This window comes from Streptosporangium sp. NPDC006007 (assembly GCF_040614315.1).
Taxonomy (GTDB): domain Bacteria; phylum Actinomycetota; class Actinomycetes; order Streptosporangiales; family Streptosporangiaceae; genus Streptosporangium.
The window spans coordinates 70,026-92,246 of record NZ_JBEXUG010000019.1 but is presented as its reverse complement, the minus strand read 5'-3'; the positions used below and the strand labels follow the sequence as shown (position 1 = coordinate 92,246).

Sequence of the window (22,221 nt, the reverse complement as noted above, 5' to 3'; positions counted from 1 at the left end):
GCGTCTGGGCACGCGGCGACCGTCCTCCTCAAAGCCACGGTGATCAGTTGTCGGCGTTGGGGGACCACTCGTCGGCGAAGGTCTCCATCTGGTTGAGGACCAGCTCGATGGCCGTCGGCTCCATGTCCGGCGGGTAGCCGTGCCTGGCGAGGAGTCGCTTGATCGTCGAGCGGAGTTTGGCGCGGACGTCGTCGCGGGAGACCCAGTCGGTGGTGACGTCGCGCTTCATCGCCCTTACCAGATCGCGGGCGATGTCGGCCAGCACGCCCTCTCCCATGACGTCGACCGCCGACTCGTTCTGCGCGACCGCGTCGTAGAACGCCAGCTCGTCGGAGCTGAGCACCGGGGTGAAGCGCTTTCCGCGATCGGCGTCGACGGAGACCGCTTTGGCCATCGCGACCAGCTCGGCGATGACCTGAGCGGCGGTCAGATGCTGGTTGGTGTACTTCGTCATCAACGCGATGAGCCGGTCGGAGAAGCTCTGCTGCCGGACGACGTTGTGTCTGGTGACCTTGCGCATCTCCTGCTCGATCAGCCGGCGCAGGGCCTCGATCGCGAGCTGCGGGTGCTTGGCCTGCTGCATCTTGGCGATGAAGGCCTCGTCCAGGTGCGCGAGGTTGGGTCGGGGCATGCCGGCCGCCTCGAACAGGTCGGTCACACCCCCCGCCTCAACGGCCCCGGCGGTGAGCTGCCGCAGGTACAGCTCCACATCGGCGGGGACGGGCTGTCCGTTGGCCTTGCGCTCGGCCGCGTCGTACTTGGCCATCCAGACGCGGACCTCGGCGAAGAACGCGATGTCGTCGCGGAACTCGTTGAGCTCCCCGCTGCTGGAGCACAGCGCCCAGAAGCGAGCCAGCCGTGAGGCTTCCCTCCGGAAGCGCTCCTTGAGCGTCGGTTCCTTGGAATCGCCCACCTGGTTGCCGGAAGTCAACGGATTACGGAGATGGTTGACCGCGCCGAGCACCGTGTCCCGGTACGCGTGGGAGGTCTTCACGGCCAGCCCCGCCCGCCAGGGGAACCCGCCGAGGATGGTGCCGCCGAGGATCTCGACCAGGTCGCGCACCTTGGCGATCGCATCGTCCAGGTCCCGGCCGAGCGGCTTGGTCTCGTTGTCCCGTGTCGTGTACTCCTGCAACGCGGCGTACAGACTGTCGGTGATCGGGGCATATCCCACGAGCAGGCCGTCCTGCTTGCCACGGAAGGTGCGGTTGACGCGAGCTAGCGTCTGCATGAGCAGCGCGCCCCGCATCGACCGGTCCAGATAGAGCGTGTGCAGGGGCGGAGCGTCGAACCCGGTGAGCAGCATGTCCTTGACGATGATCAGCTCAAGCTCGTCGTCCTCGTCCTTCATCCGGTTCTTGACGGCCTTCTGCTGCGCGGGCCTGCGAATGTGCTTCTTGATGATGCCGGTGTCGCCGGGGTCGCCACTGTAGACGACCTTGATCTTGCCCTTGTCGGCCGCATCGGCATGCCAGTCCGGCTTTATGGCGATAATTTGCTCGTACAGCTTCGCGCAGATCTCCCGGGTGGCGCACACGATCATCCCCTTGCCGGGAGCGTCGATGAACGGGCGCATCTCCCTCGACCGCGCCGCCCAGTGGTCGACGATGTCACGAGCGAGTTTCTCCAGCCGGTCGGGTGCTCCGTACATCGCGTTCATCACCGCGACCGCCTGCTGGATCCGCTCACGCTCGGCCTCGTCCAGACCGGTGGTGACCTTGTCCGCCTCTTCGTCGAGGGTCTCGGTGTCGACGCCGCCGGCGAGGTTGAGCGGGATATGGCGGCTCTGGTAGTAGACCGGGACGGTCGCGCCGTCGTCCACGGCCCGAGTCAGGTCATAGATGTCGATGTAGTCGCCGAAGACCTTGCGCGTGTCCCGGTCGGTCTCGGAGATCGGCGTCCCGGTGAAGGCGATCATCGTCGCGTACGGCAGGGCATCCCGCAGGTGCCTGGCGTACCCGTTGAGGTTGTCGTAGTGGCTGCGGTGCGCCTCGTCCACGATCACGATGATGTTGCGCCGCTGCGACAGGGTGGGGTGCTTGTCCCCGCGATCCTTCTCCTCCTTGGTCCTGCCGAACTTCTGCAGCGTCGTGAAGTAGATGCCGCCGGTCATCCGATTGGACAGCTCGGTGCGCAGTTCCTCACGGCTGGTGACCTGCCGTGGCCTCTCCGGCAGCAGCTCGCTGACCGCGAATCCATCGAAGAGCTGGTCGTCCAGCTCGGTCCGGTCGGTGAGCACCACGATCGTCGGGTTGCCGAGGCTCGCGTGCCGCAGGACCTGCGCGGAGTAGAACTCCATCTCCAGGGACTTGCCTGAGCCCTGCGTGTGCCAGACCACCCCGGCCAGCCCATGGCTGCGGACCGCTTCGACCGTCTTGTCGACGGCCTTCGACACCGCGAAATACTGGTGGGGCTTGGCGACCCGCTTGAGCAATCCTTCGTCGGTCTGCGCGAAGGCCACGTAGCCATCAAGCAGAGCGATGAACCTCCGCTGCTCGAACAGCCCATACAGGGTCAGGTTGAACTCCGAGTCGACCCACTCAGCGGCGGGCTGCGGCACCGGCTCCCCGGCTTCGTCCACGTTCCACGGGGCGAAATGGTTGAACAGGGTAAACGCGGTGCCGTACTTGGCCTCGATCCCGTCAGTGATCACACAGAGCACGTTGCAGCGGAACGCCCGTGGCAGCTCGTCCACATAAGTCATGAGCTGGGCGTGAGCACTCTCCGGAGTGGCGTGCGGGTTACCGGCCTTCTTCAGCTCGATGACCACCACTGGCAACCCGTTGAGATAGAGCACCACGTCGAACCGACGGCCGACGTCCCCATCGACCACCCGCACCTGCCGCACCGCGAGGAAATCGTTGCCGTACGGCCGGCGCCGATCGATCAGGCGGATGGTCGGGTTCTGCGCGGACCCGAACTCATCCGTGTAGACAACACTTCGCACGCCCTTGGTCAGATACTCGTGGACCCGGTGGTTCTCACCTCTGGGGTCGAGTGACCTCGGGGTCATGACCAGGTCCACGACCTCGTCCACGGCGGCCGGAGGAAGCTGCGGGTTGATGCGCTTGACCGCCTCCCGCAGCCGCCCCGGGATGATCGGCTCCGCCCAGGAGTCCCGCCCGCCGGTCTCGAACGCCTGTGACCCCGGCGCGATCTTCGTTCCGTCGGTGGTCTCCCAGGCCAGCTCGCCCAGGACCTCCAGCGCGAAGGCCTCCCACTCATTCTCGCTGAGCCCGCTCATAAGGCGTCCTCCACCACCTTCTCCGCATCCCGGACCCTGATCTCTCCCGCCATGAGCTTCGGTAGCAATGTGTCGCGGAGTTGGGCAAGCAACTGAGCCTCTTGCTCAGCCAAAAGCGCCCGATCCCAAAGAGGCCCTAATTCTGCATCGAGCTTTGCGATCTGATCCCCCAAGGGAACCATGACCGGTTCGTCAAGATGATGGCGCTGAATGTGCCCCATGGTTGTCGCTTTGTCAGCAGCGATTCCCTTGAATACCGCAAGCTTCGTCTGCACCAAATCGAACGCCAACCATGCCGGAACGCCGTCAATGGGTACCACCTTGAAAATATGCTGGTTGATGATCGCTTCAGGGCGAAACCAACGCACTACCGTAAGTGAGCCAGACCAAGCAAATAGAATGTCACCCGGCCTAGCCAAATGTCGCTCGGAAACTTCGATGTCATTATAGACGGTCGCTCTTCCCGGCCCAGAGTTCAATTCTGCGATCCGGACAACCATACGCCCACTTCCAGTCGCATCCTTGGTGAACGCGCGACCGTTGATAAACTTCGCCACAGATGAGAGCGGACGCTCTTCATTCCCTTTATCGGATCCCAGAAATGCCGAAAGCCTAAGCTTACGGAGCTCGTCGGCGGTGACGCTGATACGGTTGTCGACGGCAATCTTGTCGTCGAGAGCCCTCAGCAAAGCTGCAATGGCCCTCTGAACGGGCAACGGTGGATGGGGAACCTTCAGAGACTTAATCGTCGCCACCGGTTGCCCAATTCCTGGCACACCGACAGTTGATGCGTTACCAAGAAGTTCATGCCGCCCGCCGGGGGCGATGAACCAATAGTAGTAGAATTCTGGGAGTGCACGTTCAAAGTCAAGGCGAGCCTTGACCTGACTCGTCGAAAGGACATAGCGGTCATATCGGGGAGACCGCGGGATCATCGAAACCTGGCCGATTGTGCCGCGATGGGTGAAAACTAGGTCTCCAGGAGCTAGATTTGCTCCAGGCATTCGGTCAGCCTTCTCCTCACTTATGAACACGAATTCATCGTCGAGAAAAATACCTTGCCCTAGATTTACACCTCGAACCACCGGGATCCCTTGAGGCAGGTAGTCTTCCTTGGTTATCGCAGAACCATAAGGCTTTGAAAAAGCGCTCTTTTCCTCGGCGGAAAGTTCATGAAAACGAACTGTCGGCCACTCAGCCATCGATACGCTCCAACTGCTCGCGGACGACTTTTTCCAGACGCGCTGACTCGTCGAAGTGCGCGAAGATTTCCTTAGTCAGGCGCTCGATCTTCTCTGCGGTTGGCTCGTCGTCGGAGTCGTCGACCTCGGCGGCACCGACATAGCGACCGGGAGTGAGAGCGTGCTCGTGCTTGCGGATCTCATCCAGGTCGGCCGAATAGCAGAAACCCGGCTCGTCCACGTAGGTGAGCCCCGCTTCACGGGCGGAAGCCGTACCTCGCCAGGCGTGGAACGCACCGGAGATCTTGGCGATGTCCTTGTCAGTGAAGACACGCTCGGTGCGGTCCGCCATCGTGCCCATGTTCCGAGCGTCAATGAACAAGACCTGACCGGACCGGTCGGTCATGCCGCCGCGAGCGGACTTGTCCTTGGTGAAGAACCACAGGCAGGCGGGAATCTGCGTCGTACGGAAGAGCTGCGGTGGAAGTGCGATCATGCAGGCCACCAGGTCGGCCTCGACCAGGGCCGCGCGGATCTCGCCCTCGCCGGACTGCTTCGACGACATCGATCCATTCGCCATGACCACGCCCGCGCTGCCGCGCACACCGAGCTTGGAGATGATGTGCTGCATCCAGGCGAAGTTGGCGTTGCCCGCCGGGGGGACGCCGAAGCGCCAGCGAGGGTCGTCGGTCTTGCGGTGCCAGTCCGACATGTTGAACGGCGGGTTGGCGAGGATGAAGTCGGCCTTCAGGTCCGGGTGCCGGTCCTCGTAGAAGGTGTCGGCCCAGCTCCTGGACAGGTCGCCGCCGATGCCGTGGATGGCGAGGTTCATCTTGGCCAGCCGCCAGGTGCGCTCGTTGGCCTCCTGGCCGTAGGCGGCGATGTCGTCACGACGCCCCCGGTGGGCGAGGACGAACTTCTCGGCCTGGACGAACATGCCGCCGGACCCGCAGCAGGGGTCGTAGACCCGGCCCTTGTACGGTTCCAGGACCTCGACCAGGACCCTGACGACGCTGGCGGGGGTGTAGAACTCGCCGCCGCGCTTGCCCTCGGCGCGGGCGAACTTCTCCAGGAAGTACTCGTAGACCTCGCCGAGCACGTCGCGGGCGGACTTGCCCTCGTGGCCGGTGAAGCGGGCGTCGCTGATCAGGTCGACCAGCTCGCCGAGACGGCGCTGGTCGACGCTCTCCCGATTGAAGATCTTGGGAAGGACACCGGTGAGCGAGGAGTTCGCCTTCATGATGACGTCCATCGCCGTGTCGATGAGCTCGCCGACGCTCTCGGACTTGGCCTGGGCCGCGAGGCTGTCCCAGCGGGCGTCCTCGGGAACCCAGAAGATCTCCTCTCTCCTGTATTCGTCCACGTCCTCAAGGAACGATTCCAGGCGCGCCTCGGGGACGCCGTCCGCGAGGGCCTCGGCGCGGATCTGCTCGCGGCGCTCCTTGAAGGCGTCCGAGACGTACTTCAGGAAGACCAGGCCGAGGACGAAGTCCTTGTACTGCGCGGCGTCCATGGAGCCGCGGAGCTTGTCGGCGGATTTCCAGAGGATCTCGTGCAGCTCGGCCACGGTCTGACTACCGGGTATACCAGGCAGTCCCTGCTGACCGTTGTTGCGCTTACGCGGGGGCATCGGTCTCCTTTTCGGATGTCGGCGAAGAAACGTGGGGGTCGAGGGTGAGCGTTCCGGTTCCGAGACCGGTGACGGCGAGCCGGGCCAGCTCGTCGAGCATGTCGAGCTCCTCGCGCGCCGCGCGGCGACGCTCCTCCAGAGCCGCCAGGAGCGCGTCGAGCCCGGCGACGAGGTCAGGCTGGAGCAGGGCCACCCGATGCTCCTCAAGCCGTCGAACGGGCCGTACACTGCCGGCGACTCGGGCGCTCGCGTTGTCGGCGAGAAGCGCGGCGAGGACGCGCGGGGTGAAATGGTCGCGTCCGGTGGCGGAGACGCGCAGGATCCTCGCGGGAAACTCGACGAGCGAGCGGCCTCCGTGGTCGACCATCACCCCGAATTCGGGGGCGGTCGTCACAATGACATCACCGGGCCGGGTGAGCTGCGCCCGCGGGTAGTGCTCGGTCAGCGTGAGGATGTCGATCATCCGTTCGCCGGTCCTGCGACGTCCAAGAATTTCAAGCGCACCGAGCACAGCGTAGTTGCCGCCAGCGCCGAGGTGCTCCGGTTTCAATCGACTGCCCTGCCGCAACCGTACGTGTTCGTCCCGGAGCAGCTTACCGAGCGTCACGGCCGGGGGGCGGTTGCCGGCGCTCTCCGCCAGACCGGTGCGGATTGGGGAGACACCGACGTAGGCACGCACGCCGGACCAGTAGAGCTCACGCTCCAGTTCGTTCGCGTGGGCCATGGTGACGGCGGGTTTCGCCGAGGGGTTCGCGACGCCGGTCGAGGGTCTGGCGATCAACGGTTTCGGGGTGGTGACGAGGTCGTCGACGCTCACCTGGGTCGCGAAGCGCCGCGCGTGCGCCTGCGGGGCGAACCCCGGACGCCGCCAGGTCACCACGTCCTCGATCAGCGCGTCGACGACGTCCGCGGACAGCGTCCGCTCGGAGACGTCGGCGAGGAGCACCCGGTGCCGCCACCGTGAGTCGTGCGCGGAGGTGAGCACCCAGATCGCCGTCTCGTATCCGGGCCGGTACGGCACCAGCCCGCCCGGGAGCCGGATCACGGCTTCGACCATGCCGGACTTCAGCAGGTCGGCACGTGCCCGTTCCTCCTTGGAGAAGGGCTTCAACTCGCCGGTCAGCACATTGGCTGGGCCGAGGATCACGGCGGTCCGTCCCGGTGCGAGCCGTACGGAGACGTCGTCCATCCAGGCGAGCACCTCGGCCGCGGAGCGCTCCTCGGCCGGCCTGTAGGGAACCTGGGTGAGAATGACGTCGGGGTCGCCCGCCTCGTCGGGGAGCCTGTCGCCCACGCGGATGTCCACGTCGAGTGGCGGGATCTCCTGGACCGCCAGACGCCGGCGCGTCAGCCGTACCAGATAGGGGTCGGGGTCGGCGGCGGTGAACATCGGCGAGTCGTCCCGCAGAAGTCGCGCGGCGGCGGCGAGGAAGTCGCCGGGACCGGCGGCGAGATCGGTCACCAGGACAGATCCGTCGGCCTCGCGCGCCTTCTCCCTCACCCCGCTCACCCCTGCGATCAGCCGGGCGAGCTCGGGAGCGACCGCCACCGCGTAGAGGCCGGAGGCGTCGAACCGGTGCCGCCTGTCGAGCACCCGCTCGAAGGCGTTCCCACAGCCGTAGGCCGCCTCCACGAAATCGTCGACGGCTCCGGCCAGCCAGGAGCAATGCGCCGGGATCGCGTCGATCTCGGAGCGCAGCAGCTCGTCCTCGCGATCCGTCCGGGCGGCTCGGTCACGCAGCCTGGCCGGCACGCCGTCGGCACCGTCCGCGAGGGGGGCGTCGTCCTCAAGGGAGCGCAGGCAGATGAGGGCCGTCACGGCGGCGATCAGATCCTTGCCGGGCAGCATCTGCCCGAGGCGGGTGAGGGTGTACAGGCTGAGGTCCTCCTCCACTCGGTGCCGCTCGACACGTCCGGTCAGGGCCAGCCACTCGGCGACCTCACGGGCGTCGAAGAACGGCCTGCCCGCGTCACCGTCGACCGGGCAGGGGAAATCCGGGTGCCTGCGCCGCCATGTGGTGACCACGGGGCGCTTCACCCCGGCCATCTCCGCGATCTCCGGCATGGACATCAGCGGGACGGCGTCCTTCACCAGACCTTCTCCTGTCCCACGGGAGTTCTTGTGATCGAGAATCTAGCGCAGATCATCTCAATGTGTGTGGCAATCGCCCTGATAACCCCCCTTACCGACTCCTCTTGACCTATTTCGCGATCCTCGGTCGTTCTCGGAGCGCATCTTTGCTCACGTCCACCCGTCGCGCCATGCCTTCCCCACTGGCGCCCCCCGCGAGAAAGAGCGTGCCCATGGCCGCCGACACCACTGTGCGCACCCTGTACCGTCTCAAAGGCGTGGCCCCCACCATCGAAGCGATATTCGAAGCGCTCGACCACGAGCAGCTCGACGCCCTTGACGCCAGGGTCGACATCCCGAACGGGCTCGGCGTACCCGCGATCGTGATCGACGCCGTCTACATGAAAGCCGAGGCGAGCTGGTGCGAAGACCTGCGGCGCACCACCGGATGCCCGGTCTCCCGGCCGAGCTGCCGCGCCGCCGGGCTGCTCGTGTTCGCCGTCGACCACGAGGTGTACGCCATCGGCTACGACCAGGGATACCGCCTCATCCCGGACAGGCTAAAGGACCGGCGCTTCGGGCTGTGTTTCGCCATCCGCCGCGTCGACCCGAACGAGATCAAGGACCTGGTCCGGCAGACCCCGGGTGCCGGGAAGACGGACATCACCCTGGTTCCCGGCGGCGCCTCGGTGCACGCCTTCGGGATCGAGGAGCACGCGCAGGTCGTCCGCCACATCGGCGGACGCCTCAGCGACGTGCGGTTGACGGTCTCCTCACGGAGCCGGGCGCGGGTCTCCAGCGCGCAGGGCGGGGTCGGGCTCCGTCTGCACCTGGGTGTGGAGGGGGCGAACCTGATCGCCGACGTCCGGGAGATCGCCAGGGTGTGCCGTGAGGAGTCCCCACGCGAGGAGCTGGAGTTCGTCGAGCGCGTCATTCCGGTCAAGGACGCCGGCCTGGCCGACCGGCTCGACGGGATCCTCGACGACCTCCTGGGGCGGCCGGACGAGGGCCGGATGGCGGTGGTCGTCCCGGACGATCACTGGGACGACCACATGGAGACCCGCGCCTGTCAGATACGGATCAACAGCCGCCAGGGACGCCGGAACGACGAGTTCGACCTCTCCTACCTGCTCGACCGGCTCCGGGTCCAGCGCGACGGTCGTCGGGTCGACGCGCTGCGCGACGGCGACGTCACCCTGTTCAAGGACTCGCGCGCTCGGGAGGACGACGTGCTCCGGCGGTTCAAGGCGATCCAGTGGGTAGAGGTCGACATCGCCTTGGGGGAACGGAGATTCTTCCTGCTCAACGGCGAGTGGTATGAGATCGGACCGGCTTACCTCGCGTCGGTACGCGCCGCGGTCGAGCGGCTGATCGTGGCTCCGCTGTCCACGGACCTGCCCGCGTGGGACCTCGCGCACAACGAGCGTCGCTTCTGCCAGGACGTCGCGGACCACTGCCCCGGCTACGTGTGTGTGGACGGGAAGCTGGCGAGGACCCGGCTGCACCGAGGCAATGGGGTGGAGGTCTGCGACCTCCTCCTCCCGGACGACACGTTGCTGATGGTCAAGCACGCGCACAAAAGCGCGGGTCCGCTGAGCCACCTGTTCAAGCAGGCCCTGGTGGCCGTACAGGCGCTCCAGCACGACCCCGAGACGATGACCGAATTCAGGGAGAAGGTCGCCAAGGCGCCGGGCGGCCGACTTCTCCCCGCCGACTTCCAGCCGACGAAGGTGATCCTCGCGATCCTGCTGAAGAACGGCAGCGAACTCACCGCCGACACGCTCTTCCCGTTCGCCCAGGTGTCCCTCGTGCACACCGCGACCACGCTCAGGTCCTGGGGCGTCACCGTCGAGGTCGTCGGCATCAGGGGTAAGGCCTGCGACTGCGAGGCGGACACCGAGGCCGTGTAGGGGGTCTTCGAGCCGGTGCCGACGCCGCGTCGACACCGGCCCCGATCGACGTTGGAGACATGAGGCCGGTGACCGCCGCGAAGCCTCTCACCCGAGGACGCCTACTGCTTTTCCGGCGCCGGACCCTGGAAACGCCTAGAAGGTGAAGGCCTGGGTGCGGACGCTGTTGTCGAAGTTGGAGACCAGCAGTTCGGGCTCGCCGACCGAGCGGATCTCCGGCAGCCGGGTCAGCAGTTCGCGGAACATCGTCCTCATCTCCTGGCGGGCGAGGTTGGCGCCCAGGCAGAAGTGCGGGCCGGGGCCGCCGAAACCCACATGCGGCTTGGTGTCGCGGGTGATGTCGAACCGGTCGGCGTCCGGGAAGACCTCCTCGTCGCGGTTGGCCGAGCCGTAGAAGAGCACGACCTTGTCCCCGGCCTTCAGGCGAAGTCCGCGCAGGTCGTAGTCCTGGGTGACGGTGCGGCGGAACTGCATGATGGGCGAGACGTGGCGGACCATCTCCTCGATCGCCCCGCCGACGCGGGCGTCGAAGTCCTCCACCAGCAGACGGCGCTGTTCGGGGTTGTCGGTGAGCAGCTTGATGCCGTGGGCCATGGTGTTGCGGGCCGTCTCGTTCCCCGCCACCAGCAGGAGCGCGAAGAACGACCCCAGCTCGCGATCGGTCAGCCGCTCGCCGTCCACGTTGGCGGTGACCAGCGCCGAGACCAGGTCTCCCCCGGGCGCCTCCGCGCGCTCCCTGCCGAGTTTGATCACCAGACGTTGCAGGGCGAGCAGCGCCGTCATGTTCCGGGCGCCCATCCGGACCGTCTGCGCGAGGCTGGGCCGGACCCCGGTGTAGGCGGTGGAGACGTCCACGTGCCGGTGCACCCGGGTCCGCACGTCGTCGGGGATGCCCATCATGTCGCAGATCACGTGGATGGGCAGCCGGGCGGCGACCTGGGCGACGAAGTCACCGGGGCCGGCGGCCACCACGTCGTCGACGATTCTCGCGCACGCCCCGTCGATGTCGCCCTGCAGGTTGCTCAGCATCCTGGGGCTGAACGCGCGGGAGACGATGCGCCGCAGCCGGGCGTGCCGGGGATCGTCCATGTTCACCATGGACTCGCCGAACACGTGCTTGACCCAGCCGGGCGGCTCGGGGTTGGTCACCGCGGGCTCGCTGGAGAACACCTTGGCATTGCGGCTGGCCTCCACCACGTCGGCGTGCCGGACGAGGGCGTAGAACCCCTTGCCCGAACGGAGCAGCGGCACCCGCCTCTCCGGGAAGAAGACCGGCCGGTCGAGCTCTCGCAGCCGCGCGAACGCCTCGTGCCGCTCCTTCTGCGGGCGGCGCCAGAACCCCAGATCAGCCAGGTCGATTCCCATGCCCCAATCCTGGCACGTTCTTTACCCGCTTCACCCGTGCCGGTATCCGGACTTCACCACCCGGTGAGCCGAATATCCGAATTTCCGGAGACCGTCACCGCCATGACCACCGCCGCGGCGGCCGCCACCGCGCTCCGCGGTCAAAGGACCTTCGACGTCGCCCTCACGTGGTGGCGGATCCGCTTGGCGAGCCTTCCCACGGAGACACCCGGCTCGTCGGTGACGACCGCGCCGAACCTGGCCACGGCGGTGCCCCGGCGCGAGCCGACCCATCCGCGCAGTTTGACGGTGGTGGAGTCCCCCTTGTCGAGCGAGGAGATCAGGCAGGCCAGGGTCCGCCGCTTGACGGAACACCTGACGCTGCGCGGCCTGTCGATCACCTTGAGCCTGCGGAAGTGGCGGGAGAACTCCCCGACGAGCGCCACGTAGTGCTGGCCCCTGGCCTTCCGGTTGCGCACCTTCACGGTGTAGGTGAGGTATCCGCCCCGGCGGGTGTACTTGGGGAAGTAGACGTCGTAGTGGAAGTCCGCGGCGGTGGTGGCCGCCGCGGCGGTGGTCATGGCGGTGGCCGCGGCGGGAGGCTGGACGAGGAGGGTACCGCCCAGCGCGGCGGCGAGAACCGCGGCGGCGAGCCTCTTGGGGAGGTAACTCATATGCCGCATCATCTAACAAATCATTCAGAATTCCCGGCGATCAGATCAAGCGGGAGAGCGACCCGCCGTACCGGAGTCCACCGGCCGGGGGCGCTCACCCGCGTCCGCGCCGTCAGCCCAGGTACGGCTTCAGGTGCTCGTTGAGCGCGCCGCAGCCCAGATACTTCTCCACCGTGTGGAAGTCGAGCCAGTCGAGGTTCACCAGCGTCTCCTGGTCGACCCCGGTGAAGCACCCTCGCAGCGCCGCCGGGATGGCCACGATGTCATCCTTATCGGCGATGTTCACCCACCGCCGGACATGTGGCGGTTTTTCACCCCGGCCGTTGACCGGGGTGGGCAACAGGCGGTCGAAGATCACGTTGCGCATGCCGAGCGGGCTGCCAAGAGTGATCAGCAGATCCACCTCCGGGCCGGGATCGGCCCAGAGCGCCTCGTAGGTCACCACGCTGCCGAGCGAGTGCGCGATCACCACCTCCGGCCGGCTGCGCTCGATCACCTCCGCCACGGCGAGACGCGCCTTCGCCCGTGTCTCGCCGTCGGCGGTCATGTACGCGGCGACCTCGGGGCAGAAGAACCTGGCGAAGTCGGCGGCCTCGGCCTGCAGACGGTCCAGCAGCCAGCCGGTCATCCGGTGCAGCGCGCCGGTCAGCCCCTCTCCCAGCGCGCCGGTCAGCCCCTCCCTCGGCGGGCCGAGCTGCCCGGCCCACGCGACGAAGACCTCCTGGGACGGGACGTCCATGGTCTGCACGGCGCGAGGAGACTCGTCCTTGTGCTCCCCCAGCAGGTGGGCGTAGTAGGCGATCTCGGTGATATACCGCTGCCGGTCGTGCGGCAAGCCACCGGTCAGCCCTCTGTGCAGGTAACGGTCCCACTTGTCGCGTACCGCCGCGGCCGCGTCCGCCACCGAGTTTCCCGCGTCGCGGTAGTAGTGGTACTTGCCTATCCCGTGCACGCCGACAATCTTGCCCACGCGTTCCCGCCCTTCCGTTCGCGGATCCGTGCGGCCCCCCAGGTCACTGTGACGGAAAAAGACCGGAACTCACAAGTCCGTATCCGCCGCCCCATTCAGGATGGGCATAAATCACTTGATCAATAGGTTTGTCCTCTCGATATCCTGGACGCACACCCCGATCAGGACGTCCCGGTGAACCCCGTGGAAAGGAGGCGGTCGCCATGTCGGGCCCACTTCAGGTCAGCGACTCGGTCTCCATTCCCGAGGCCGAGCTCCACTGGCGGTTCTCCCGTTCCTCGGGCCCCGGCGGGCAGGGGGTCAACACCACCGACAGCCGGGTCGAGCTCAGCTTCGACCTGGCCGCCAGCGAGGCGCTCGACCCGGCACTCAAGGTCCGCGCCCTGCAGCGCCTCGGCCCCCGCCTGGTGAACGGAGTCGTCACCATCGCCGCCTCCGAGTTCCGCTCCCAGCTGCGCAACCGCGAGGCCGCCGAGACGCGCTTGGCCCGGCTCCTGAGGGAGGCCGTCGCCCCGCCGCCCAGGAGGCGCCGCCCCACCAAGCCCAGCAGGGGCGCCGTCGAGCGGCGGATCTCCGCCAAGAAGCGCCGTTCCGACCTCAAGCGGCTGCGCCGGGACGACCACTAAGCCTCCGTTCTCCGCAGGTGGCGCCTCGGCACCGCCCGGAACGCCGAGAGGTCCGGTGCCGCGGGTGGTCGCCCCGGACCGGCCGGGATCGGGTAAGGACTCGCCGGCCCTTACGGGCAGAGGAACCTCACCTTCAAGGCACGGTGACTTTGAGTAGTCGATCTGGAACACTCGGTCACCGACGGGCTGAGCCCCGAGCCGGACGAGTCGGCCCGTCCGGCCCGCGGCCCCTCCCCTCAGTCCAGACGACTCTCCGCAGTCCAGACAAGGAGCGTGTCCCCATGTTCGCCATCCGCAGGATCTCCGCGTTCGCCGCCCTCTCCGCGAGCCTCCTCGCCGCCGTCGTGGTCGCCGGGGCGGGTCCGGCCTCGGCCGCCCCCGACGGCAGGATCTTCATCCGGAACGAGGGCGGCAACCGGAATCTGGACGTGTCCGAGGGAGACGTCGGGCCGGGCGCGGTCGTGCTGACCTACACCCCCAACCGGCAGGACAACCAGAAGTGGATCCTGGACAGGCAGAACGACGGCACCTTCCACATCATCACCGTCGTCGACCCCGGCCTCTGCGTCACCGCCGAGTCGCCCCGGAGCACCGCCGGTCAGATCAAACTGCGCATGTGCGACACCCGAGCCGCCCAGAAGTGGCGCTTCTCGCCCGAGGGCCCCAACACCGGCCTGTTCGAAAGCGCCAGGTATGAGGGGCTGGCCCTGGCCGCCGGAGACGACGACGCCGGCGCCGTGCTCAGCCCGACCGACCCCGACGACGACTACCAGCGGTGGAGCTTCATCGACGCGTCCTGACCCGGCGAAATCCTCTGCCGCGGACCGGGGTCTCCAGGGCCGGGGTGACAGAATGAACAGATGCCTCTCGTCCCCAGCGTCCGCGCGGTTCTCCTCGACGACGACCGGCTCGTGCTGTTCCGGCGTACGGTTCCCGGCGAGGAGCTCTACTGGTCCATCCCCGGCGGCCACGTCGAGCCCGGGGACACCTCCCTGGAACACACCCTGCACCGCGAGGTTCTGGAGGAGCTGGGCGCCACCGTCTCCGGCGTCACCCCGCTGACCACCCTGGAGTGCGTCCGCGAGGAGGGCGTCAAGACCCAGCACGTCTACGGCTGCCGCCTGGTCTCCATGGATCTCGCCCTGCGCTGCGGTCCGGAGTTCTCCGACCCCGCCAGGGGTCTCTACGAGGTGGTCCGGCTACCTCTCGATCCCGCCGAGATCACCGCCATCAACCTGGTCCCCCCGGAACTCGGCGCCTACCTGGCCGACCACATCACCAGGCTGCCCGAGCTGATCTCCTGACCCGCCCCCGGATCCCCGCCGACCCGGCACGACCTTCCCGGCCGCCCCGCTGCCCCGGACGGTTGCCGCAGACCTTCCCAGACTGCCGAGGCGCCACCTCTGCGGGTGGTCGCGCTCCCCGGGCGGCCAGGGCGGCCCCTCCCGGGCGATCGTGTCAGGTGCCGTTGTCGATCATCTCGATCAGGTCGGCGACCGAGTCGGCCACCTGGGAGGGGCGGAACGGGTAACGGTCCACCTGGTCCCTGGTCGTGACGCCGCTGAGCACCAGGATCGTGTGGAGTCCCGCCTCCATCCCGGAGACGATGTCGGTGTCCATCCGGTCCCCGATCATGGCGGTGCTCTCGCTGTGGCCGTCGATGGCACGCAGCGCGCTGCGCATCATCATCGGGTTGGGCTTGCCGACGAAGTAGGGCTGCACACCGGTCGCCTTGGTGATCAACGCCGCGACCGCACCGCAGGCGGGCAGCGAGCCCTCGTTCGACGGGCCGACCGGGTCGGGGTTGGTCGCGATGAAGCGGGCCCCGCCCTCGATCAGCCGGATGGCCCGGGTGATCTGGGTGAAGCTGTAGGTACGGGTCTCGCCGAGCACCACGTAGTCGGGCTGGATATCGGTCAGGATGTAACCCGCCTCGTGCAGGGCGGTGGTCAGGCCCGCCTCACCGATCACGTAGGCGGAGCCGCCGGGACGCTGGCCGTCCAGAAACCTGGCCGTGGCCAGCGCCGAGGTCCAGATGGACCGGGCGGGGATGTCAAGACCGGCGGCGCGCAGCCGTACGGCCAGGTCGCGCGGGGTGTAGATGGAGTTGTTGGTGAGCACCAGGAACCGTCTGCCGGACTCGCGCAGGCGTCGGATGAACTCGTCCGCACCGGGGACGGGGTGGCCCTCGTGGACGAGAACCCCGTCCATGTCCGACAGCCAGCACTCGATCGGCTTGCGTTCCTCCATCACTCCCCCGTGTTCTCTCCGCGGTCCCGCATGACGGACCCAGGACAAGGGTGACAGGTGAGACGGGGCCGCGTGTCATCAGGTCCACCGCACCGCTCTACCGCTCGACGCGCCAGGACTGTTCCTCGACCAGTTCCCTGCTGCGCCAGCCGTAGGGGGTGCGGATCAGGCGGTGGTGATACCACCCGCCGCCGCGGACAAGCCCGGCCTCGCCGCCGGGGACCGCGCTTCTGGACCGCGTGAGCGTGCCGGTGAACGAGACCGTGACCACGGCCTCGTCTCCCTCGAACCTGATGACCGGCACCCCGATCAGGTGATGACGCCCCGGCCAGCGTGACAGCGTCTCGGCCAGCCACCTCCGCGCCTCGTCCCGGTTACCGCGGACACCGCCGGACGCGGTGTAGTCGATCACCGCGTCCGCGGTGAACACGAGGTCGAGCCGCGCCCAGTCCCCGTTGTCCACGGCGTAGGCGTACTTGGCGAGCAGGTCGCCGATCTCCAGCCGGTCCGCGATCTCCCGTTCTCTCATCCCCATATCCAACTAAACGCGCGGTAAAGGCGCGAGGGCCTCCGGCCCGTTCACCCCGGCGAGGCAGGCCTGTGCTCAGGCCCCCGTACGGCGGCGCCGCGATCGGTGGTTCACTTGCCGGATGAGCGACAGCGACGATCTGATCGGCGAGCTCCGGCGCCTCGCCGTCCGGTACGGCTCGGCCCCCGCGGAGGTGCTGCCGACCAGGCCGGACGTGATCATCGTGCGGGCCGGATCCGTCGTGGTGAAGGCCCACTCCCCCGGGGCGGAGCGGGCGCCGCTGGTGCGGCGGATGCACGCGGTCGCGGAGCCGGCGCTGCGCGAGATCATGCTTGAACCGCTGACCGAGGAGGTCACGGTCGTCGGTGACCGGCTGGTCACCGTGTGGCCGGCCGGGACCCCGGTGGACCATCACGATCCGGACGCGGCCCCCTGGGAGGCGGCGGCGCGGCTGCTGGCGCGGCTGCACGCCGTGCCGGCGCGGACGCTGCCCCCGCTGCCCCCGGCGGGCGGCCCGGCCCGGGTGGCCGCGATGGTCTCCCGGCTGGAGCACGGCTCGGCCGCGGGGCTCGTCGTGCGCCGGGCCCTGGCCTGCCTGCCCCCGGCCCCGCCCGGTCCGGCCACGCCGGCGCACGGCGACTGGCACCTGGGCCAGATGGTCCGGATCCGGGGCGAGTGGATCCTCATCGACGTCGACGACCTGGGGATCGGCGACCCCGCCTGGGACCTGGCCAGACCCGCCGCCTGGTTCGCCGCCGGGCTGCTGGAGCCGGAGGTCTGGTACCGCTTCCTCACGGCGTACCGCATGGCGGGCGGGCACGCCGCCGGAGCGGACGGCGACCCGTGGGAGCGGCTGGACCTGCCGGCGCAGGCGGTGACCGTGCAGCTCACGGCGGCGGCGGTGGCCAAGGCCGAGCGGGAGGGGCGGCCACTGGACGAGGTCGAGCAGATCCTCGTCGATACCTGCCAAAGGATTGTCCGGTTCCGAAGCGCCTGCCATAGTGTGCCCACGCAGTAGGTTGTGGTTACGTCAACGACAACCCCGGGAACAAGGAGATCAGCCAGATGCAGTGCCCGAAGTGTCGGGGCGCGATGCGTACTTACGAGCGCAACGGCGTCCACATCGACCAGTGCGACAGCTGTCGCGGCATCTTCCTGGACTATGGCGAGCTTGAGACGCTGACCCGGATGGAGAGCCAGTGGTCCCAGCAGCGCCACGCGGCTCCCCCGCCGCCTCCGCCGCCCCCGCCGATGCACCACGGCGCCCCCGGCTGGGGCGCGCAGCACGGCCACTACGGTCACCACCGCCAGCGCAGCTGGGTGGGCATGCTGTTCTCGTCCTGATCCGACCGGGGGGACACCGAGGCCGCGATCTCACCACCGGGATCGCGGTCTTCTCGTCTCCGGCTCCTCCCCGCGGGTCTCCGGCGGCCCCGGGCCCGCCCCGCCGGTCCCTCCCGGCGGCGGGCGGGGCTGCGGGTCAGCCGGGAAAGTCGCCCGGCTTGATGCGCTTGGGCCGTACGTTGCCGCCCGCGACGGCGTTGAGGGTGATGGTCCAGTCGGTCCAGCGGACCTGGGTCGCGGTGTGCACCGTTCTGAACAGCACGGACTTGCCGAACTGCTCGAAGGTGCACGACCGGGTGAAGCCGCGCACCTTGGAGTCCCAGTCGGTGCCGACGGTGTAGTAGATGTTGTACTTTCCGTCCCGTACGCCCTGGACCCTGAACTTCGACTTCCTGCGGACGTAGACGGTGATCACCTTCTTCTTGCCGCGTACCAGCACGACGACCGCGTCCTGCCTGTTGCCGTTCCTCAGTTCGAGGTAGGCGCGCCCGGGGCGGCCCTCGGACTTGATGAAGGCGCCGTTGCGCAGGCGGCGGGACCTCTTCTCCGAGACCTTCACCGGCACGACATCGGTGCGGTACTCCCCCAGGTCGGCCAGGGCGGCCGCGCTCTGCAGAAGAGGCGACACCTGGCCCGTCTCCTCCAGCCCCGTCAGCACGCCGGCCCCGGTGCAGACCTCCTGGGCCCGCACGTCCCCCTGGGCGCCGGCCAGCATGCCGGTGAACCGCCGGAGCGTGCCAACGTAGTTGCCGTGCGGGATCTTGATCTCGGCCGGCGGGGCCAGGGCCTCCAGGCCGGCGACCGCGCCCTCCAGGGTGGTGACCGTCTGTTCCAGCCGCCGGTCGAGCCCCTTGCCGCCGGTCGCGTTCAGCTTTCCGAGCGCGTCCCTGATGGGGCCGCGCGCCCTGTCGAGCTCGGCCCGGTACGCCTCGGGGGTCAGGTCCACCGTGGTGGGCGAACCGGTGGAGGGGGAGGTGGGCGGCTCGCCACCGGTCCCCTGCGCCGACCCCACCACACCGCCCGCGGTGGCCGGGCCGACCACGGGCTCGGCGGGGCCGTTGAAGGTGCAGGCGCTCAGGGTCAGCATGGTGACCACAGCGCAGGAGAGCAGTCGGGGGGCAGTCACGCCTCACTATCGCCTGATCGACAACGACCCGTCAAACGCCCGGAACCGGGCCGTGTTTCCGGGGGACCGCCCCTCCTCGCGAGAGGCAGGTCAGGGACATGTCAAGGGCCCGGCGCGTCGGGAACACGACAGCGCGTCCGTCGAGGCGCACTGTCGCGGCCACCGCCCGCACGACGGCCGATCGCCCACCACCGGCAAAATAAAGCATTTTCCACTAAAATATCGTCATTTACCGCGATATCAGAGAAAGCGTTTACCGGGCCGCGGCGGCGGAACGCCTAGCCGGCCGGGCGGATCACCAGGAGCGACCGGGGGCGTTTGGTGAAGTCCAGATCCCCGGGCACGGTACACGTCTCACCGTCGCGCGCCAGCCGTACCGGACCGGACGGTGAGGAGATCCGCAGTGTGTCGGCCCGCCACCGCCGGTAGTGACGCGACAGGCCGAGGCCGGCGGTCATCACGGTGAGGAACGCGCGGGTCCTGGGCAGCCGGCCGGCGGCGGCGAGCACGCGAATGTCCAGCAGACCGTCCTCCAGACGTTGCCGCCTGGTAGGCACCGCGCCACGTGAGTCGTAGCCGCAGTTACCGACGAACACCAGCCAGACCCGCCTGGGCACGCCGTCGACGACGAGGTCGACGGGGCTCGCGCCTCCGGGGCCGAGCACCTCGGCCATGGCCCACAGCAGGGCGGGCCACTTGCCGATCCGGCCCTGAAGCCGTTCCCTGCGGTCCACCAGCTCGGGGTAGAGGCCCAGGCTGGCGGTGTTGACGAAGACGCCTCCCGCCACCTCGCCCACATCGACGGCGGCGAGTTCCCCGGTCCGGTAGGCCCCCACGGCGTCGCCCGCGGTCTGCAGGCCGAGTGTACGGGCGAAGTGGTCGAGGGTCCCCGCGGGCACGACCAGCAGCGGGACCCCGGCCGCCAGCGCCTCCCGTACGGCGCAGGCCACGGTGCCGTCGCCACCGGCCACCGCGAGCACCACGGCGCGTGTGGCGGCCTCGCGCATCACGGGCCGCAGATCGGCCTGCGGGTCCGGCTCGACGACCTCGGCCCCGGGCAGCGCCTCACGCAACAGCCCCGCGGTTCCCGCGCCGTTCCCGGCCGCGTCGTTCACCACCGCGACCACCCCGGCTCCACCTGGGTCGAAGCGGGCCGAGGGCGCGGTGACGGCGGCCCGGGCCTGCCCGGCCTCGGCGGCGCGAGGCCAGATCCGCCGGGTGAGCAGGCCGGTCGCGACACCGACCGTGGCTCCGGCGAGGACGTCGCCCGGGTAGTGCACGCCGGTGTAGACGCGGGAGAAGCAGACCGCGGCGGCGAGCAGCGTCACGGGGGCGGTCACCGCGAGCGGCGCCTCCATGGCCACGGCGGTGGCGAACGCCGCCGCCGAGGCCGAGTGGCCGGACGGGAACGACGCCGACGAGGGCACCTTGATCAGCCGCGTCAGCGGGAGACCCTCCGACGAGGGTCTGGAGCGGCGGAAGATCTGTTTTCCGACCAGGTTCACCAGCGGGCTGGCCAGGCTGACCGCGAGCAGCCCCCTGGTGGCGGCGCGGCGCAGGGGCCGCCGCCCGCTGACCGCGCACGCGGCGGCGAGCCCGGCCCAGAGCAGCGAGTTGTCCGCCGCCCGCGACAGGGCGGGCAGGAGACGCTCGACACCGGCGAGCCTCGCATCCGCCACCGCGGCGAAGAGCCGCCGGTCCATCCTGCCCAGCCGCGACATCAACCGCATTTCCCACGCTCCTCGCAACGCCGGGTACCCGCACGGAAACCTAGTCCTGTCGCATACTCCGATACCCGGTGGGCGTCCCCTTCCCGCCCCCGCCGTCACTCCGCCGAAAGGCGGCGGTCACCGAGACGGGACGGGGCGGGACGACCGCGCGGGCGGGCGGACGGGCGTTCCGTCAGCGGGCCGCCGTCTCTCCGGTGGTCGCCGACGTGCCGAGGCGCACCTTCATCGCGTGCTCGACCAGGGCGATCAGCACTCTCTTGCCCGACTCCCGCTCCCGGGCGTCGCACAGCACGATCGGAATGTCCGGGTGGAGGGTCAGGCCGAGCCGTACCTCGTCGAGGTCGTAGCGGCGGGCTCCGTCGAAGCAGTTGACCGCGACGATGAAGGGCGTCTGGCGCCGCTCGAAGTAGTCCAGCGAGGGGAAACAGTCGGCCAGCCTGCGCGTGTCGGCGAGGACGACGGCACCCAGCGCGCCCAGGGCCAGCTCGTCCCAGAGGAACCAGAACCGCTCCTGCCCCGGGGTTCCGAAAAGGTAGAGCCGGTACGCCTCGCCGATGGTGATGCGTCCGAAGTCCATCGCCACCGTGGTGGTCTGCTTGGCCTCCACCCCGGACAGGTCGTCGACCCCGACACCCCTGTCGGTCAGCGTCTCCTCGGTGCGCAGCGGCTGGATCTCGGAGACCGCGCCGACCATGGTGGTCTTGCCGGCCCCGAAGCCGCCCGCGACCAGGATCTTGATCGCCTTGGGCAGCTTGATCCGCCCGGCGTCGCGGCTAGAGCGCACGGAGTCCATCGAGCACCGCCCTGTACAGCCTCTCGTCGTGCATGTCCGTCTCCGTATGGGGCTCCTGCAGAGCGATGAACCCCTGTTCGAGCAGGTCGCTGAGCAGGACACGGACGGTGCCTGCCGGAAGGTTCGTGTGCGCGGCGATCTCGGCCACCGACTGCGGCTGGCGGCAGAGCTTCACGATGGCGAGACACTCGGGATCGAGGCCCGCCTCCTTGGACGGGATGGAGCGGACGGTCACCGCGAGGGTGATGAGATCGAACCTGCCGCGCGCCGGTTCGGTCCTGCCGCGGGTGAGGACGTACGGCCGGACGATCGGCCCGGCCTCGTCGCCCACCCACTGCGTGTCGGATCGCTCTTCGAAGGGGTTCATCGCGGAACGTCGTCCTTCACGACGGAGTCCGTGGCCCGGGGGGGCGAGATGAGGTACTGGCCGACCCGGGTGACGAGCATGGCCATCTCGTAGGCGACCAGGCCGACGTCGGCCTCCTGCGTGCAGAGCACGGCCAGGCAGGCGCCCTGCCCCGCCGCGCTCACGATCAGGTAGGCGGAGCGCATCTCGATGATGGTCTGGCGCACCGCGCCGCCGCTGACCCGATCGCTGACCCCCCTGCCCAGGCTCTGGATCGCCGAGCCGACGGCGGCCAGGTGTTCTGCGTCGGCCCGGTCGAACCTCGCCGACGCCGCCAACAGCAGGCCGTCGGTGGAGAAGACGATTCCGTGCTCGGCCTCTTCCACCCGGGCGACCAGATCGTCCAGCAACCAGGCCAGATCGGTGAAAGATCCTGTTCCCTGCACCACTCGT

The 22,221-nt window shown here is 68.6% G+C and carries 20 protein-coding genes; 6 read left to right on the top strand and 14 right to left on the bottom strand.

Annotated features, from left to right (window positions below; translation table 11 throughout):
• Positions 1-43: 43 nt before the first annotated feature.
• From ABZ194_RS17105 to ABZ194_RS17090, 4 genes are read right to left on the bottom strand one after another with little or no spacing between them, the layout of a single operon-like run.
• Positions 44-3,244 (bottom strand): type I restriction endonuclease subunit R, encoded by a 3,201-nt coding sequence (locus ABZ194_RS17105; protein WP_355597163.1) that lies wholly within the window; start codon positions 3,242-3,244, stop codon positions 44-46.
• Positions 3,241-4,446: a restriction endonuclease subunit S gene (locus ABZ194_RS17100; protein WP_355597161.1), complete on the bottom strand. Its 1,206-nt coding sequence runs from the start codon at positions 4,444-4,446 to the stop codon at positions 3,241-3,243. Before ABZ194_RS17100 ends, ABZ194_RS17105 begins: the two co-directional genes overlap by 4 nt.
• The gene (locus tag ABZ194_RS17095) at positions 4,439-6,055 is read right to left on the bottom strand and encodes a class I SAM-dependent DNA methyltransferase (RefSeq protein ID WP_355597159.1); all 1,617 of its coding nucleotides are present in this window, start codon (positions 6,053-6,055) and stop codon (positions 4,439-4,441) included. The genes ABZ194_RS17100 and ABZ194_RS17095 overlap by 8 nt, the downstream gene beginning before the upstream one ends.
• Positions 6,042-8,147 (bottom strand): N-6 DNA methylase, encoded by a 2,106-nt coding sequence (locus ABZ194_RS17090; RefSeq protein WP_355597157.1) that lies wholly within the window; start codon positions 8,145-8,147, stop codon positions 6,042-6,044. Before ABZ194_RS17090 ends, ABZ194_RS17095 begins: the two co-directional genes overlap by 14 nt.
• A 170-nt stretch (positions 8,148-8,317) precedes the next feature.
• On the opposite strand from ABZ194_RS17090, the gene ABZ194_RS17085 reads away from it, so the two are divergent.
• On the top strand, positions 8,318-10,036 hold the full coding sequence (locus tag ABZ194_RS17085) for a DUF6119 family protein (protein WP_355597155.1): 1,719 nt from the start codon (positions 8,318-8,320) through the stop codon (positions 10,034-10,036).
• A 135-nt stretch (positions 10,037-10,171) separates the two neighbouring features.
• On the opposite strand, the gene ABZ194_RS17080 is transcribed toward ABZ194_RS17085, so the two are convergent.
• The 3 genes from ABZ194_RS17080 to ABZ194_RS17070 all read right to left on the bottom strand — a co-directional run bounded on the left by ABZ194_RS17080 (position 10,172) and on the right by ABZ194_RS17070 (position 13,024).
• On the bottom strand, positions 10,172-11,401 hold the full coding sequence (locus ABZ194_RS17080; RefSeq protein ID WP_355597153.1) for a cytochrome P450: 1,230 nt from the start codon (positions 11,399-11,401) through the stop codon (positions 10,172-10,174).
• A 140-nt stretch (positions 11,402-11,541) separates the two neighbouring features.
• On the bottom strand, positions 11,542-12,054 hold the full coding sequence (locus ABZ194_RS17075) for a hypothetical protein (protein ID WP_355597151.1): 513 nt from the start codon (positions 12,052-12,054) through the stop codon (positions 11,542-11,544).
• Between the two features lie 112 nt (positions 12,055-12,166).
• Positions 12,167-13,024, bottom strand: a complete 858-nt coding sequence (locus ABZ194_RS17070) for a hypothetical protein (protein WP_355597149.1) — start codon at positions 13,022-13,024, stop codon at positions 12,167-12,169.
• Positions 13,025-13,227: 203 nt separating this feature from the next.
• Here ABZ194_RS17070 and arfB point away from each other — a divergent pair, with 203 nt between their 5' ends.
• The 3 genes from arfB to ABZ194_RS17055 all read left to right on the top strand — a co-directional run bounded on the left by arfB (position 13,228) and on the right by ABZ194_RS17055 (position 14,954).
• A complete protein-coding gene (gene arfB, locus ABZ194_RS17065; RefSeq protein WP_355597147.1) occupies positions 13,228-13,650 on the top strand; it encodes an alternative ribosome rescue aminoacyl-tRNA hydrolase ArfB in 423 nt (140 codons plus the stop codon).
• Between the two features lie 281 nt (positions 13,651-13,931).
• The gene (locus ABZ194_RS17060; protein WP_355597145.1) at positions 13,932-14,450 is read left to right on the top strand and encodes an RICIN domain-containing protein; all 519 of its coding nucleotides are present in this window, start codon (positions 13,932-13,934) and stop codon (positions 14,448-14,450) included.
• Positions 14,451-14,510: 60 nt separating this feature from the next.
• Positions 14,511-14,954 carry an NUDIX domain-containing protein gene (locus ABZ194_RS17055; protein ID WP_355597143.1) on the top strand — a complete coding sequence of 148 codons (444 nt, stop codon included), beginning with the start codon at positions 14,511-14,513 and terminating at the stop codon, positions 14,952-14,954.
• Positions 14,955-15,108: 154 nt separating this feature from the next.
• On the opposite strand, the gene ABZ194_RS17050 is transcribed toward ABZ194_RS17055, so the two are convergent.
• A complete protein-coding gene (locus tag ABZ194_RS17050) occupies positions 15,109-15,900 on the bottom strand; it encodes an HAD-IIA family hydrolase (RefSeq protein WP_355597141.1) in 792 nt (263 codons plus the stop codon).
• A gap of 97 nt (positions 15,901-15,997) precedes the next feature.
• Entirely contained in the window at positions 15,998-16,429 is a 432-nt protein-coding gene (locus ABZ194_RS17045) for a nuclear transport factor 2 family protein (protein WP_355597140.1), read from the bottom strand.
• 121 nt (positions 16,430-16,550) lie between these two features.
• Between ABZ194_RS17045 and ABZ194_RS17040 the strand changes: the two genes are divergently transcribed.
• Together ABZ194_RS17040 and ABZ194_RS17035 are read left to right on the top strand one after the other, a co-directional pair.
• On the top strand, positions 16,551-17,447 hold the full coding sequence (locus ABZ194_RS17040) for a phosphotransferase (RefSeq protein ID WP_355597139.1): 897 nt from the start codon (positions 16,551-16,553) through the stop codon (positions 17,445-17,447).
• Positions 17,448-17,494: 47 nt separating this feature from the next.
• Positions 17,495-17,773, top strand: coding sequence for a zf-TFIIB domain-containing protein (locus ABZ194_RS17035; protein ID WP_355597137.1), 279 nt, complete (start codon positions 17,495-17,497; stop codon positions 17,771-17,773).
• 136 nt (positions 17,774-17,909) lie between these two features.
• Here the strand turns inward: ABZ194_RS17035 and ABZ194_RS17030 are convergent, their stop codons facing one another.
• The 5 genes from ABZ194_RS17030 to ABZ194_RS17010 all read right to left on the bottom strand — a co-directional run bounded on the left by ABZ194_RS17030 (position 17,910) and on the right by ABZ194_RS17010 (position 22,217).
• Entirely contained in the window at positions 17,910-18,899 is a 990-nt protein-coding gene (locus ABZ194_RS17030; RefSeq protein ID WP_355597135.1) for a hypothetical protein, read from the bottom strand.
• 278 nt (positions 18,900-19,177) lie between these two features.
• A complete protein-coding gene (locus ABZ194_RS17025; RefSeq protein ID WP_355597133.1) occupies positions 19,178-20,629 on the bottom strand; it encodes a phosphatase PAP2 family protein in 1,452 nt (483 codons plus the stop codon).
• Between the two features lie 172 nt (positions 20,630-20,801).
• On the bottom strand, positions 20,802-21,422 hold the full coding sequence (locus ABZ194_RS17020) for an ATP/GTP-binding protein (RefSeq protein WP_355597131.1): 621 nt from the start codon (positions 21,420-21,422) through the stop codon (positions 20,802-20,804).
• The gene (locus ABZ194_RS17015; RefSeq protein ID WP_355597129.1) at positions 21,403-21,789 is read right to left on the bottom strand and encodes a DUF742 domain-containing protein; all 387 of its coding nucleotides are present in this window, start codon (positions 21,787-21,789) and stop codon (positions 21,403-21,405) included. Before ABZ194_RS17015 ends, ABZ194_RS17020 begins: the two co-directional genes overlap by 20 nt.
• A complete protein-coding gene (locus ABZ194_RS17010) occupies positions 21,786-22,217 on the bottom strand; it encodes a roadblock/LC7 domain-containing protein (protein ID WP_355597127.1) in 432 nt (143 codons plus the stop codon). Before ABZ194_RS17010 ends, ABZ194_RS17015 begins: the two co-directional genes overlap by 4 nt.
• Positions 22,218-22,221 lie beyond the last annotated feature (4 nt).